Origin of the sequence: Streptomyces sp. NPDC008092, assembly GCF_042957285.1 — a bacterium.
Classification (GTDB): Bacteria; Actinomycetota; Actinomycetes; order Streptomycetales; family Streptomycetaceae; genus Streptomyces.
Genome location: NZ_JBIBHY010000004.1, coordinates 193,316 through 207,910, shown reverse-complemented (window position 1 = coordinate 207,910; position 14,595 = coordinate 193,316). Strand labels below are relative to the sequence as shown.

The following is a 14,595-nucleotide window of genomic DNA, read 5'->3' as shown; positions in this document are numbered from 1 at the left end:
GCATCGATCGGGATGTATTCGTCCGAACTGCTCGGGGAGCTGGACATGGGGGCCATACCCACGCAACGGGAGACCGTCTCCCGGGTCCGTGAGGCGCCTGCGCACGACGCGGCGCCCGCGCACGACACCGCGGGCCCGCGTGCGCAGGGGCGCGCGACCCTGCCCGGAAGCCCCCTCGCGCCCGGTTCCGCCCGCGCCCTGGTGCGCGCCTCCTTCGACGAGTGGACCGAGTGCGGCCTCCTCCGCCCGGAGCAGCAGCGGGTCGCCGAGGACGCCATGGTCGTCGTCAGCGAACTCGTCACCAACGCCGTCGTGCACGCCGGCACGGACGTGGAGGTCGACTGGTGGCTGGAGGATCGGGAGGAGACGGCGTTCGTCGTCGAGGTCACCGACCACCACCCCTCCCGCGCGCCCCGCGACCACCCGGGCGAGACGCCGTACGAGACACCGGAGTTCGGGCGCGGGCTGCGCCTGGTCGCCTCGCTCGCCGAGTCCTGGGGGGTGACGTACCGCACCGGCGCAAAGTCGGTGTGGGCGCGGCTGACCGGCCGCGGCGGAACGCTCCCCGACGAGCGGCAGCTGAAGGTCGCCGAGATCCTCGCCCCCGAACCGCCCCAGCACGCGCACGCGGGCGCGGGCGCGGGGGAGCGCGGAGGATGCGCCCACCGCCCCGAGCGCGACCGGGACTGGGTCAACCGGGGCGCGCTGTCCTTCCTCGCCGAGGCCTCCGACCTGCTCGCCGGGCAGCTCGACGAGAACCTGGTGGCCGCGCTCACCGGCCAGCTGATCGTGCCCCGGCTCGCCGACTGGTGCGCGGTGTGGCTGGAGGACGAGGCGACCGTACGCGGCGGCGGCTGGGGCGAGCCCGGCGGTGCGGGCGGTGCGGGCGGCCCGCGGCTGGCCCGGGTCTGGCACGGCAGCGAGAACCGCATCGAGGAGCTGCGGCACGCCCTGCAGAAGGACCCGCCGTGCGCGCAGAGCGGCTTACGGTCCGGGCCCGAGCCGTACCCCTGGCCCGGCGCGGCCCTCGGCCCGCAGGGCACCCACGGCTCGGCGCTCGCCTACCGGCTGATCGCCGGCGGCCGCCCGCTCGGCACGCTCGTCATCGGACGCTCCGGCCCGGACGGCATCCCCGACGAGATCACCGGCCTCGTGGAGGACTTCGGCCGCCGGGTCGCCCTGGCCATCGGCGCGGCCCGCCAGTACGCCCGCCAGGCCACCATCAGCGCCGTCCTGCAGCGCGGGCTGCTGCCCGGCGCGGTCGCGGAGATCCCGGGGGTGCGCAGCGCGCTCGTCTACGAGCCCTGCGACAAGGGCGGTCCCAGCGGCGACTTCTACGACCTCTTCCCGGCCGGCGACGGCCGCTGGTGCTTCGCCGTCGGCGACGTCCAGGGCAAGGGCCCCGAGGCGGCCGTCGTGATCGGCCTCGCCCGGCCCTGGCTGCGGCTCCTGGCCCGGGAGGGCTACCGGGTCGCCGACGTCCTCGACCGCCTCAACCAGCTCCTCCTCGACGACGCCACCGAGGCCGCCGACGCCGCCGCCCGCGCCCTGGTCGCCGCCGGCGGCCGCGCCCTGCCGCCCGGCGACGGCCCGCAGACCCGTTTCCTCTCCCTCCTCTACGGCGAGCTCACGCCCCTCGACGGCGGCGGCGTCCGCTGCACCCTCGCCTCCGCCGGGCACCCGCTGCCGCTACTCCTCGGCCCCGACGGCGAGGTCAGCACCGCCGCCCGCCCGCAGACGCTGCTCGGGGTCGTCGAGGACGAGACGTACACCAGCGAGACCATCGAGCTCGCGCCCGGCGACAGCCTGCTGTGCGTGACCGACGGGGTCACCGAGCGGCGCTCCGGCAGCCGCCAGTTCGACGACGGCGACGGGCTGGCGCGGGCGCTGGCCGGCTGCGCGGGGCTGAACGCCGACCTGATCGCCGAGCGCATCAGACGGCTCGTCCACGAGTTCGGCGGCGGGCAGCCGGAGGACGACCTGGCGCTGCTCGTCCTGCAGGCGGAGTGACCGAGGCCGTACAAGAAATCGGTACGGGACAATGGGGGACATGCCTTCCGCACTCCCCGACGGCGAGCCCGTCCCCGACGACGGCGCGCTCCCCGCGTCCGCGCTCGCCGGTGCCGCCGCCCGCCCCCTCGGGTTCTACCTGCACGTCCCCTACTGCGCGACCCGCTGCGGCTACTGCGACTTCAACACCTACACGGCGACCGAGCTGCGCGGCACCGGCGGTGTGCTGGCCTCCCGCGACAACTACGCGGACACCCTGATCGACGAGGTCAGGCTGGCGCGGAAGGTCCTCGGCGACGATCCGCGCGAGGTGCGGACCGTGTTCGTCGGGGGCGGTACGCCGACGCTGCTGGCCGCCGCCGACCTGGTACGGATGCTGGGCGCGATCCGCGACGAGTTCGGGCTCGCGGCCGACGCGGAGGTCACGACCGAGGCGAACCCGGAGTCCGTCGGCCCGGCCTACCTGGCGGCGCTGCGGGAGGGCGGCTTCAACCGGATCTCCTTCGGCATGCAGAGCGCACGGCAGCACGTGCTGCGGGTCCTCGACCGCACCCACACCCCCGGACGCCCCGAGGCGTGCGTCGCGGAGGCCCGCGCGGCCGGCTTCGAGCACGTCAACCTCGACCTGATCTACGGCACCCCGGGCGAGTCCGACGACGACTGGCGGGCCTCCCTGGACGCGGCGATCGGCGCCGGACCCGACCACGTGTCGGCGTACGCGCTGATCGTCGAGGAGGGCACGCAGCTCGCGCGCCGGATCCGCCGCGGCGAGGTCCCGATGACCGACGACGACGTGCACGCCGACCGCTACCTGATCGCCGACGAGGTGCTGGCGGGCGCGGGCTTCGACTGGTACGAGGTGTCCAACTGGGCCACCTCGGAAGCGGGCCGCTGCCTGCACAACGAGCTGTACTGGCGGGGCGCCGACTGGTGGGGCGCCGGACCGGGGGCGCACTCGCACGTGGGGGGCGTGCGGTGGTGGAACGTGAAGCACCCGGGGGCGTACGCGGCGGCGCTGGCGTCCGGGCGGTCGCCGGGCGCCGGGCGGGAGGTCCTGACGGACGAGGACCGGCGGGTCGAGCGGATCCTGCTGGAGCTGCGGCTGCGGGAGGGGGTGCCGCTCTCGCTCTTGCGGGAGGAGGGCCTGAAGGCCTCGCGGCGCGCGTTGGGGGAGGGGCTGCTGGAGAGCGGTGCGTACGACGAAGGGCGGGCTGTGCTGACGCTGCGGGGGCGGTTGCTGGCGGATGCGGTGGTGCGGGATCTGGTGGACTGATCACTCTGGCGAGTGAATCCGCCCGGAACGCCGGTTCGGTCCCTAACCTGGTTCGTAGTCCGCTGCCGTAGTTGACGGTGGCGGAAACCGGAGGGCTGCGGAGTGACCGCTGTGGATGACCGACCGACGACCACCGACATCATGCGGTACTTCGAGAACTTTGAGTTCCCCGAGGAATTCAAGGTTGAGCTCCTTCGGGGGGAAATCGTGATGATGGCGGGGCCGGATGTGGCCCATAACGACATCGTGGAAGCGGTCGTGGACCAGATCCCCCGTCGGCAGTGGCGGCGCCTCCAGACTCAGGACGTCGCCATGCTCGAACAGACCAGTGAGCCGCAGCCGGACCTCGTGGTGCTTGAGCGCGGCTCGGGGCCGGGCCACGGCAGGCTGATGCCATCAGAAGTCATCACATTGTTGGTGGAAGTCGTTTCCAAAACGAGTGTGGAGCGCGACTACTGCGTTAAGCGATCGATCTACGCGGCGGCTAAGGTGCCTGCCTACTTGATCATTGACCCGGTCATGGCCCAGTGCGTACTGCTTACTGAGCCGACGGGCCCCGGTGACGACTCAGACTACCGGCGCCAGCGCATCACGAAGTTCGGCGATCTCACGCCGCTGGAGCCCCTGGGCATCGAACTCGACACCAGCGAATTCGCTGCCTACGAAAAAGTCAGGCCCCACCGCTACCCGTAACAAAGTCGATCAGTTCCTCCACCCGTCCCAGCAGTTCCGGCTCCAGGTCCTTGTAAGAGGTCACCCGAGCCAGGATCGCCTGCCATACCGCGCCCGTGTTGTCCGAGGGCCAGCCCAGCGCCCGGCAGACGCCCGTCTTCCAGTCCTGGCCGTGCGGGACGCGGGGCCAGGAGTCGATGCCCAGGGACGACGGTTTCACGGCCTCCCAGATGTCGATGTACGGATGGCCGACGACCAGGGCGTGGTCGCTGGTGACCGACCGGGCGATGCGCCACTCCTTGGTGCCGGGCAGCAGGTGGTCGACGAGGACGCCCAGGCGGGCGTCCGGGCCGGGGGCGAATTCGGCCACGATGGCGGGGAGGTCGTCGACGCCCTCCAGGTACTCCACCACCACGCCCTCGATGCGCAGGTCGTCGCCCCAGACCTTCTCGACCAGCTCCGCGTCGTGGCGGCCCTCCACGTAGATGCGGCCCGCGCGGGCGACACGCGCGCGTGCGCCGGGGACGGCGACCGAACCGGAGGCGGTACGGGAGGGGCGTACCGGGGCGGCCGAGGCGGGGCGTACGAGGGTGACGGTCCGGCCCTCCAGGAGGAAGCCGCCCGGCTCCAGCGGGAAGACCCGGTGCTTGCCGAAGCGGTCCTCCAGGGTGACCGTGCCCGCCTCGCAGCGGATCACCGCGCCGCAGAAACCGGTACCGGGCTCCTCCACCACCAGACCGGGCTCGGCGGCCACCTCGGGCACCGGCTTCGGCTTCTTCCACGGCGGGGTCAGGTCGGCGGAGTACTGGCGCATTCGGATGACGATAGGAGAAGCCGAACGGGTGCGCCTACGACACGCCGAAACGGGCCGCCAGGGCGTCGCGCTGGGCCCGGACGAATGCCGCGTCGACCACCGCTCCGTGACCGGGGACGTACCGGGCGCGCTCGCCGCCGAGCGACAGGAGGCGGTCCAGGGCCGCGGGCCAGCGGGACGGTACGGCGTCGGGGCCGGCCTGGGGATCACCGGACTCCTCCACCAGGTCGCCGCAGAACACCACCTCGGGGTCGCCGGGGACCAGGACGGCGAGATCGTGGGCGGTGTGGCCGGGGCCCACGTTGGCCAGCAGGGCCTGGCGGCCGTCGCCGAGGTCGAGGGTCCACTCGCCGGAGACCAGATGACGGGGGAGAGGGAGGGCGTCGGCCGCCTCCTCGGCCTCGGGGGCGGGGAGACCGTTGCGGACCGCGTCCAGGCGGAGCGCCTCGTGGTCGTACGCGAAGACGGCCTCGGTGCCCACCGCCGCGTACAGGTCCGCGCCCGCGAAGGCGGCCGCGCCGAAGACGTGGTCGAAGTGGGGATGGGTGAGCGCGAGATGGGTCACACGGCGGCCGGCCAGCGCCTGCGCCTCCACGCGCAACCGTGCGCCCTCCGCCAGGCTCGACCCGGCGTCCACCATCAGGGCCGAGCCCGCGCCCAGGACCAGACCCGCCGTGCAGTCCCAGCCCGGCAGCCGGCACCGGCCGACCCCTTCGGCCACCCGCTCCCAGCCCAGCTCTTCCCAAGTCACCGTCATGCCGCGACGCTAGCCGTAGAACGCCATGGGTCCCGACCGACCTTGCCCAGTCAGTACCCCACGGCCGTACACTGGGCCGGGGATGCTGGCACTCGCGTTCGCAGAGTGCCAGACGAAAGGCCCGAAGGGACCGAAAGGCCGCGGGGACGACTTTCTGGAGGTGTGGCGCTGGATGCTGAGTGAACGCAGGCTTCAGGTATTGCGCGCCATCGTCCAGGACTATGTCGGCACCGAGGAACCGGTCGGCTCGAAGGCGCTGACCGAACGGCACAACCTCGGGGTCTCCCCGGCGACCGTGCGCAACGACATGGCCGCCCTGGAGGACGAGGGGTTCATCGCCCAGCCGCACACCAGCGCGGGGCGGATCCCCACCGACAAGGGGTACCGGCTGTTCGTCGACAAGCTGGCCGGCGTCAAGCCGATGAGCGCGCCCGAGCGGCGGGCCATCCAGAACTTCCTCGACGGCGCCGTCGACCTCGACGACGTGGTCGCACGGACCGTCCGGCTGCTGGCGCAGCTGACCCGGCAGGTGGCGGTCGTGCAGTACCCGTCGCTGACACGGTCGACCGTGCGGCACGTGGAACTGCTGTCGCTGGCTCCGGCCCGGCTGATGCTGGTGCTGATCACCGACACCGGACGGGTCGAGCAGCGGATGGTCGACTGCCCGGCACCCTTCGGGGAAACGTCTCTGGCGGACCTGCGGGCGCGGCTGAACAGCCGGGTCGCCGGACGCCGGTTCTCGGACGTGCCCCGGCTGGTGGAGGACCTGCCGGAAGCCTTCGAGGCCGAGGACCGCGGCGCGGTCTCGGCGGTGCTCTCCACCCTGCTGGAGACGCTCGTCGAGGAGAACGAGGAGCGGCTGATGATCGGCGGCACCGCCAATCTCACCCGCTTCGGACATGACTTTCCCCTCATGATCCGGCCCGTCCTGGAGGCACTGGAGGAACATGTCGTCCTCCTCAAACTCATGGGCGAGGCCGGTGATTCGGGCATGACCGTACGCATCGGTCACGAGAACGCCTACGAGGGACTCAACTCCACGTCCGTGGTGTCGGTCGGCTACGGTTCGGGCGGCGAGGCAGTCGCCAAACTCGGCGTGGTCGGCCCGACCCGCATGGATTACCCGGGAACGATGGGAGCGGTACGAGCGGTGGCACGGTACGTCGGACAGATCCTGGCGGAGTCGTAAGTGGCCACGGACTACTACGCCGTTCTCGGCGTGCGCCGCGACGCGTCGCAGGAAGAGATCAAGAAGGCCTTCCGTCGGCTCGCGCGCGAGCTGCACCCGGACGTCAACCCGGACCCGAAGACCCAGGAGCGGTTCAAGGAGATCAACGCCGCCTACGAGGTGCTCTCCGACCCGCAGAAGAAGCAGGTCTACGACCTCGGCGGGGATCCGCTCTCGCAGAGCGGCGGCGCGGGCGCGGGCGGCTTCGGGGCCGGTGGCTTCGGGAACTTCTCCGACATCATGGACGCGTTCTTCGGTACGGCGTCCCAGCGCGGTCCGCGCTCGCGGACCCGGCGCGGCCAGGACGCGATGATCCGGATCGAGGTCGAGCTCGACGAGGCGGCCTTCGGCACGACCAAGGACATCCAGGTCGACACGGCGATCGTCTGCAACACCTGCAACGGTGAGGGCGCGGCGCCGGGCACTTCCGCCCAGACGTGTGACATGTGCCGGGGCCGCGGTGAGGTCTCGCAGGTGACGCGGTCCTTCCTCGGCCAGGTCATGACCTCGCGGCCCTGCCCGCAGTGCCAGGGCTTCGGGACGGTCGTGCCGACGCCGTGCCCCGAGTGCGCGGGCGACGGGCGGGTGCGGTCGCGGCGGACGCTGACCGTGAAGATCCCGGCCGGTGTCGACAACGGCACGCGGATCCAGCTCGCCGGTGAGGGTGAGGTCGGGCCGGGCGGCGGTCCCGCCGGTGACCTGTACGTCGAGATCCACGAGCTGCCGCACTCGACGTTCCAGCGGCGCGGGGACGATCTGCACTGCACGGTGACGATCCCGATGACGGCGGCGTCGCTCGGTACGAAGGTGCCGCTGGAGACGCTGGACGGTCTCGAGGAGGTCGACATCCGGCCGGGTACGCAGTCCGGGCAGTCGATTCCGCTGCACGGGCGTGGGGTCACGCATCTGCGCGGTGGCGGGCGGGGTGATCTGATCGTCCACGTCGAGGTGACGACTCCGACGAAGCTGGACCCCGAGCAGGAGCGGTTGCTGCGCGAGCTGGCGAAGCTGCGTGGGGAGGAGCGGCCGACGGGGCAGTTCCAGCCCGGTCAGCAAGGGCTGTTCAGCCGGCTGAAGGACGCGTTCAACGGGCGTTGACGGGTCACCGTGAAGGGGCTCCGCCCCTTCGACCCCGCCAGGGGGCTCCGCCCCCTGGACCCCCGGAGACCTCCGCCCACCCACCACCCGACTCGGCCGATGAAGAGGCGAGGCCGCCACCCGACTCGGTTTGCCGAAGGGGCGCGGTCGCTACTCGGCTCGGTTTCTCGAAGCGGCGCGGTCGCTACTCGGCTCGGTTTCTCGAAGGGGCGCGGTCGCCACCTGACTCGGTTCCTCGAATGAGTGCGGTCGCCTCTCGGCTCGGTTTCTCGAAGGGGTGCAGCCGCCTCTCGGGGCGGTTCCTCCCAGAGGTGGCGGTGCCTCTCGGCAGCGTGGTCGGGGCCCTTGTCGGGGGAGATTTCTGGCATGTGCCAATGGGGCGGCCCGATTCGGTCTTGTTCGGAGGACGTGACAACATGCCGTCATGTCCTCCGCACTGACCGATCTCTTCCCTCTTCCGATCGTGCAGGCCCCCATGGCAGGCGGGGTCTCCGTCCCGCAGCTCGCCGCCGCCGTGTCCGAGGCGGGCGGGCTGGGGTTCCTGGCCGCCGGGTACAAGACCGCCGACGGGATGTACCAGGAGATCAAGCAGCTGCGGGGACTGACCGGCCGTCCTTTCGGTGTGAACGTCTTCATGCCGCAGCCCGAACACGCCGAGTCCGGTGCCGTGGAGGTCTACGCGCATCAGCTGGCCGGTGAGGCCGCCTGGTACGAGACCGAGCTCGGCGACCCGGACAGCGGGCGGGACGACGGGTACGAGGCCAAGCTGGCCGTGCTGCTGGACAACCCGGTGGCCGCCGTCTCCTTCCACTTCGGTGTGCCGACGCGGGAGGTGCTGGACTCGCTGCGGCGGGCCGGGACGTTCACGCTGGTCACCGCCACCACCGCCGAGGAGGCCCGGGCCGTCGAGCGGGCCGGGGCGGACGCGGTGATCGCCCAGGGCGTGGAGGCCGGGGGACACCAGGGCACCCACCGGGACGTGCCGGAGAACGACGGGTCCGGGATCGGGCTGCTGTCGCTGGTCGCCCAGGTGCGCGAGACCGTGGGGATCCCGGTCGTCGCCGCGGGCGGGATCATGCGCGGCAGCCAGATCGCGGCCGTACTGGCGGCGGGGGCGAGCGCCGCGCAGCTGGGGACGGCCTTCCTCGCCACCCCGGAGTCCGGCGCCGCCGGTCCGTACAAGCAGGCGCTCACCGACCCGCTGTTCACGCGGACCGCGCTGACCCGGGCGTTCTCCGGGCGGCCCGCCCGCGGCCTGGTCAACCGGTTCATGCGCGAGCACGGCCCGTACGCGCCCGCCGCCTACCCGGAGGTCCACCACCTCACCTCCCCGCTGCGCAAGGCCGCCGCCCGGGCCGGGGACGCGCAGGGCATGGCCCTGTGGGCCGGGCAGGGGCACCGGATGGCCCGCGAACTGCCCGCCGGGCAGCTGGTGGAGACCCTCGCGGCGGAACTCGCCGCCGCGTCGACAGCGTTGTCCACCAAGGCCAAGGAGGAGGCCAGGGCAGAGGCCAGGGCAGAGGCCAGGGTGGAGGGGGACGGGCGATGACCGCTCCGGTGTTCGTGGTCGATCAGCTGGTCGTGCCCGGTCTGCCGGGCGGCGAGGTCGTGCTGGACGGGCCCGAGGGGCGGCACGCCGTCTCCGTGAAGCGGCTGCAGCCCGGTGAGGACGTCATCCTCACCGACGGGCGCGGGCGCTGGACCGCGGGCGTCGTACGGGCCGCCGAGGGCAAGGACCGGCTGGTGGTGACGGGGCTGGCGAGCGTCCGCGAGGAACCCCTGCCGCAGCCGCGGATCACCGTCGTCCAGGCCCTTCCCAAGGGGGACCGCGGCGAGGTCGCCGTGGAGACCATGACCGAGGTCGGCGTCGACGTGATCGTGCCCTGGCAGGCCGCCCGCTGCATCACCCAGTGGAAGGGCGAGCGGGGCCTCAAGTCGCTGGCGAAGTGGCGGGGCACCGCCCGCGAGGCCGGCAAGCAGTCCCGCCGGGTGCGGTTCCCGGAGGTCGCGGACGCGGCGACGACCAAGCAGGTCGCGGCGCTCCTGGCCCGGGCCGACCTCGCCGCCGTCCTCCACTCCGACTTCGAGCACGCCGGCGAGCCGCTCGCCGCGGCCGGACTGCCCGCCGAGGGCGAGATCGTGCTGGTCGTCGGCCCCGAAGGGGGTGTCGCCCGCGACGAGCTGGCGCTGTTCGAGGAGGCGGGTGCGAAGGCGTACACCCTGGGGCCTACCGTGATGCGCACGTCCACTGCCGGGACGGCGGCGGCGGCCCTGCTGCTCGGCCGTACCGGCCGGTGGTCCTGAACCGCACCGCACCCTGGGGGACAGCCGTGGAACTCGCCCAAGTCCGGCTCCTGGTCACCGACTTCGCCGCCTGCTACCGCTTCTACGCCGAGGTGCTCGGGCTGAAGCCGCAGTCGGGGGCGAGCGAGGGGCCGTACGAGAAGTTCAGCCCGCACGCCGGATCGGCGGGGATCGCCCTGCAGGACCGGGCGATGATGGCCGCGATACTGGGCGAGCTGGGGGACGCGGCGACCGGGCACCGTTCGCTGGTGGTGCTGCGCGTCGACGACCTGGACGCCTACTGCGAGCAGATCGCCGGGCGCGGGGCGGACCTCCTGCACGGGCCGGCGGCGATGACGGAACGCATGCGGGTCGCCCACCTCAAGGATCCCGAGGGCAACCTGGTGGAACTCCAGGAGTGGCTGCTGCTGCGCACCTGAGGATCCCTGGGGAGGGGACACCGGCACGGGTGACCCCTCCGAACACGTGAGTGGCCGTAAGCCCTCTACCGCCACCGGCGCGACGGTGGCAGGCTGCCCTCCATGGGGGTATTGAGGCGGATTTGGGGCCGGCCGCGCGGGACCAGGGTGGCGGCCGTGGCGGGGCTCGCGGTGATCGCCGTGGGCGGTGCGGCGGCGTGTCGGCCGAGCGACCTGAACACCGCGACGGTCGCCTACACCACCGACCGGACCGCCACCGCGGAGCTGACGCGCCAGCACGTCGACGTCGACTGGCTCACCTGCACCGGCAACTACGGCTCGCCGGGATCATCGGCGAAGACCGCGAAGACCGCGAAGACCGCGACGACCGTGAAGAGCACGAGGACGCCGTCGGCCACCGCGACCACCGTCGTCTCCGTCGACTGCCAGGGCAGGACCAAGGACGGCCGGAACATCACCGTGACCGGCCGGGTCACCAAGGCCGTCAGCGGGGCCTGTGTGCGCGGGAACCTCGTGGCCAAGGTGGGCGGCAAGGAGTGGTTCCGGGTGAACGGACTGGGCGACTGTGACGCGACGCCCGGGCCGGCGTACAGCACCTACCGGCCGCCCACGTACGGGCAGCAGCCCGGCCCGACCGTGACCGTCACGAAGACGATCTGGTGCCAGGGCGACCCCAAGTGCTGGCCGGCGCAGGGAAAGTGATCGAAATCGGCCACCCGGAACACGCCCCGGTGCATAGGCTGAGCGGGTGACTCAGGGTGCAGCGAACGGACCGCGGTCCTACCTCCGATTTCCGCACGTCCACGGCGACCTGGTCGCCTTCACCGCCGAGGACGACGTGTGGCTCGCGCCCCTGGACGGCGGCCGGGCCTGGCGGGCCAGCGCCGACAACGTCCCGGTGACGCTGCCGCGCATCTCGCCCGACGGGACCACGGTCGCCTGGACCTCCACCCGCGACGGCGCCCCCGAGATCCACCTCGCCCCCGTCGACGGCGGCTCGTCCACCCGTCTGACGCACTGGGGGAGTTCCCGTACCCAGGTGCGCGGCTGGACCGCCGACGGACAGGTCCTCGCCATCTCCACCTACGGCCAGGCCAGCCTCCGGCGCAGCTGGGCCCACACCGTCCCGCTCGACGGCGGCCCGTCCACCGTCCTGCCCTACGGCCCGGTCGGCCATGTCGCCCAGGGCCCGCACACCGTGCTGCTGTCCGCGCCGATGGGGCGGGAGGCCGCCTGGTGGAAGCGGTACCGGGGCGGTACGGCGGGCAAGCTGTGGATCGACCGGGACGGCCAGGGCGGCGAGGGCGCCGGCGAGTTCGTACGGCTGCACGCGGAGCTGGACGGGAACCTGGAGTACCCGGTGTGGGCCGGGGAGCGCATCGCGTTCCTGTCCGACCACGAGGGCACCGGGGCGCTGTACTCCTCCCTCGCCGACGGCTCCGACCTGCGCCGCCACACCCCCCTCGACGGCTTCTACGCCCGGCACGCCTCCGGCGACGGCACCCGCGTCGTCTACGCCTCGGCCGGTGAACTCTGGCTCCTCGACGACCTGGAGGGCGCCGAGCCGCGCCGCCTGGACATCCGGCTGGGCGGACAGCGGGTGGACCGGCAGCCGTACCCGGTCAACGCGGCCCGCTGGTTCAGCTCCGCCTCCCCCGACCACACCGCGCGCGGCAGTGCCGTCCTGGTGCGCGGCGGCGTGCACTGGGTGACCCACCGCTCGGGCCCGGCGCGGGCGCTCGTCGCCCAGCCCGGGGTGCGGGCCCGGCTGCCCGTCACCTTCCGCGTGGACGCGGAGGAGTGGGTGGTGTGGGTGACGGACGCGGAGGGCGACGACGCCCTGGAGTTCGCCCCCGCGACCGGGCTCGCGCCCGGCGCCACCCCGCGCCGGATCGCCGCCGGACAGCTCGGCCGGGTCCTGGACCTCGCCGTGGCCCCCGACGGCGGCCGGGTCGCCGTCGCCGCCCACGACGGCCGGCTGCTCCTCGTCGAACGGGAGACCGGCGAGGTCCGCGAGGTCGACCGCAGCGAGGACGGCGACGTCTCCGGCCTCGCCTTCTCGCCCGACTCCGGCTGGCTCGCCTGGTCCCACCCGGGTGCCGGCGGGCTCTGCCAGCTCCGCATCGCCCACACCACCGACCTCACCGTCACCGAGGCGACCCCGCTGCGGTTCCGGGACTACGACCCGGCCTTCACCCGCGACGGCAAGCACCTCGCGTTCCTCTCCACCCGCTCCTTCGACCCGGTCTACGACGAGCACGTCTTCGACCTGGCCTTCGTGGTCGGCGACCGCCCGCACCTGATCACCCTCGCCGCCACCACCCCCTCGCCGTTCGGCCCGCAGCGGCACGGCCGCCCCTTCGAGACCCCGGACAAGGACGAGACCCCGGACGCCGAGGGCACCCCCGCCACCCGCATCGACCTGGAGGGCCTCGCCGACCGGATCGTGCCCTTCCCCGTCGAGGCCGGCCGCTACTCCACGCTCCGCGCCGCCAAGGACGGCGTGCTCTGGCTGCGCCACCCGGTGCGCGGCGTGCTCGGCGCCTCCCGCGCCCACCCCGAGGACCCGGCGCCCAAGACCGAACTGGAGCGCTACGACCTCGCCCAGCAGCGCATCGAGTACCTCGCCTCCGACGCCGACCACTTCGAGGTCAGCGGCGACGGCAAACGCGTCCTGCTCTGGGCCGACAGCAAGCTCAGGGTCGTACCCAGCGACCGCCGCGCCTCAGGCGACGACGACAGCGACACCAACGTCACCGTCGACCTGTCCCGGGTCCGGCAGACCGTCGACCCGGCCGCCGAGTGGCGGCAGATGTTCGACGAGACCGGCCGCATCATGCGCGACCAGTTCTGGCGGCCCGACCTCGGCGGCGTCGACTGGGACGGCGTCCTCGACCGCTACCGCCCGCTCGTCGACCGGGTCGCCACCCACGACGACCTCGTCGACCTGCTCTGGGAGGTCCAGGGCGAACTCGGCACCTCGCACGCCTACGTCACCCCGCGCGGCGGCTACGGCAGCGGCGCCCGGCAGGGCCTGCTCGGCGCCGACATCTCCCGGCACGAGGACGGCAGCTGGCGCATCGACCGGATCCTGCCCGCCGAGACCTCCGACCCCGGCGCCCGCTCCCCCCTCGCCGCACCCGGCGCCGCGGTACGCCCCGGCGACGCGATCGTGGCCGTCGCCGGCCGCCCCGTCGACCCGGTGACCGGCCCCGGCCCGCTCCTCGTCGGCACCGCGGGCAAGGCGATCGAACTGACCGTGTCCCCGGCGGGCGGCGGCGACCTGCGGCACCCGGTCGTCGTCCCGGTCGCCGACGAGGAGCCGCTGCGCTACCACGCGTGGGTCGCCGACCGGCGTGCCCACGTCCACGCACTCTCCGGCGGCCGCCTCGGCTACCTGCACGTCCCCGACATGCAGGCGCCTGGCTGGGCCCAGATCCACCGCGACCTGAGCGTGGAGATGGCCCGCGAGGGCATCGTCGTGGACGTCCGCGAGAACCGCGGCGGGCACACCTCCCAACTCGTGGTGGAGAAGCTGGCCCGGCGGATCGTCGGCTGGGACCTGCCGCGCGGCATGCGGCCGTTCAGCTACCCGAAGGACGCGCCCCGGGGGCCGGTCGTGGTCGTCGCGAACGAGTTCTCCGGTTCGGACGGCGACATCGTCAACGCGGCGATCAAGGCGCTGGGCATCGGCCCGGTGGTCGGCACCCGCACCTGGGGCGGCGTCATCGGCATCGACAGCCGCTACCGCCTCGTCGACGACACCCTGGTCACCCAGCCGAAGTACGCGTTCTGGCTGGAGGGCTACGGCTGGGGCGTCGAGAACCACGGCGTCGACCCGGACGTGGAGGTGGTGCAGCGGCCGCAGGACTGGGGGGCGGGGCGGGATCCCCAGCTGGACGAGGCGGTGAGGATGGCGCTGGAGGCCTTGGAGACGACGCCTGCGAAGACTCCGCCCACGCTGCCGATGTAGGGAGGGGCGCCTGGTCCCACCTGAAAAGGGGCGCGGGGAACTGCGCG

Annotated in this window: 12 protein-coding genes; 10 read left to right on the top strand and 2 right to left on the bottom strand. The window is 73.1% G+C overall.

Features of this window, described 5'->3' with window-relative positions; all coding sequences use genetic code 11:
• The first annotated feature begins 45 nt into the window (after positions 1-45).
• From ACFZB3_RS13975 to ACFZB3_RS13965, 3 genes are all read left to right on the top strand, one after another.
• Positions 46-2,010 (top strand): SpoIIE family protein phosphatase, encoded by a 1,965-nt coding sequence (locus ACFZB3_RS13975; RefSeq protein ID WP_391374559.1) that lies wholly within the window; start codon positions 46-48, stop codon positions 2,008-2,010.
• A 40-nt stretch (positions 2,011-2,050) separates the two neighbouring features.
• Entirely contained in the window at positions 2,051-3,283 is a 1,233-nt protein-coding gene (hemW, locus tag ACFZB3_RS13970; RefSeq protein WP_391374556.1) for a radical SAM family heme chaperone HemW, read from the top strand.
• A gap of 102 nt (positions 3,284-3,385) precedes the next feature.
• Complete coding sequence (locus ACFZB3_RS13965; RefSeq protein WP_391374555.1) at positions 3,386-3,976, top strand: Uma2 family endonuclease; 591 nt, start codon at positions 3,386-3,388, stop codon at positions 3,974-3,976.
• On the opposite strand, the gene ACFZB3_RS13960 is transcribed toward ACFZB3_RS13965, so the two are convergent.
• Both ACFZB3_RS13960 and ACFZB3_RS13955 read right to left on the bottom strand, forming a co-directional pair.
• On the bottom strand, positions 3,954-4,769 hold the full coding sequence (locus ACFZB3_RS13960; RefSeq protein ID WP_391374552.1) for a DUF3097 family protein: 816 nt from the start codon (positions 4,767-4,769) through the stop codon (positions 3,954-3,956). The two genes, ACFZB3_RS13965 and ACFZB3_RS13960, sit on opposite strands and share 23 nt — an antisense overlap.
• 34 nt (positions 4,770-4,803) lie before the next feature.
• Positions 4,804-5,526, bottom strand: coding sequence for an MBL fold metallo-hydrolase (locus ACFZB3_RS13955; protein ID WP_391374549.1), 723 nt, complete (start codon positions 5,524-5,526; stop codon positions 4,804-4,806).
• 172 nt (positions 5,527-5,698) lie between these two features.
• Between ACFZB3_RS13955 and hrcA the strand changes: the two genes are divergently transcribed.
• From hrcA to ACFZB3_RS13920, 7 genes are all read left to right on the top strand, one after another.
• A complete protein-coding gene (hrcA, locus tag ACFZB3_RS13950) occupies positions 5,699-6,715 on the top strand; it encodes a heat-inducible transcriptional repressor HrcA (protein WP_189261748.1) in 1,017 nt (338 codons plus the stop codon).
• Positions 6,716-7,852 carry a molecular chaperone DnaJ gene (dnaJ, locus tag ACFZB3_RS13945; protein WP_217549614.1) on the top strand — a complete coding sequence of 379 codons (1,137 nt, stop codon included), beginning with the start codon at positions 6,716-6,718 and terminating at the stop codon, positions 7,850-7,852.
• A 424-nt stretch (positions 7,853-8,276) separates the two neighbouring features.
• Positions 8,277-9,401 carry a nitronate monooxygenase gene (locus ACFZB3_RS13940; protein WP_391374545.1) on the top strand — a complete coding sequence of 375 codons (1,125 nt, stop codon included), beginning with the start codon at positions 8,277-8,279 and terminating at the stop codon, positions 9,399-9,401.
• A complete protein-coding gene (locus ACFZB3_RS13935; protein WP_391374542.1) occupies positions 9,398-10,156 on the top strand; it encodes a 16S rRNA (uracil(1498)-N(3))-methyltransferase in 759 nt (252 codons plus the stop codon). The genes ACFZB3_RS13940 and ACFZB3_RS13935 overlap by 4 nt, the downstream gene beginning before the upstream one ends.
• Positions 10,157-10,182: 26 nt before the next feature.
• A complete protein-coding gene (locus tag ACFZB3_RS13930; protein ID WP_391374540.1) occupies positions 10,183-10,575 on the top strand; it encodes a VOC family protein in 393 nt (130 codons plus the stop codon).
• Between the two features lie 156 nt (positions 10,576-10,731).
• A complete protein-coding gene (locus ACFZB3_RS13925) occupies positions 10,732-11,277 on the top strand; it encodes a hypothetical protein (RefSeq protein WP_391374537.1) in 546 nt (181 codons plus the stop codon).
• Between the two features lie 46 nt (positions 11,278-11,323).
• On the top strand, positions 11,324-14,548 hold the full coding sequence (locus ACFZB3_RS13920) for a S41 family peptidase (RefSeq protein WP_391374535.1): 3,225 nt from the start codon (positions 11,324-11,326) through the stop codon (positions 14,546-14,548).
• Positions 14,549-14,595: the final 47 nt, after the last annotated feature.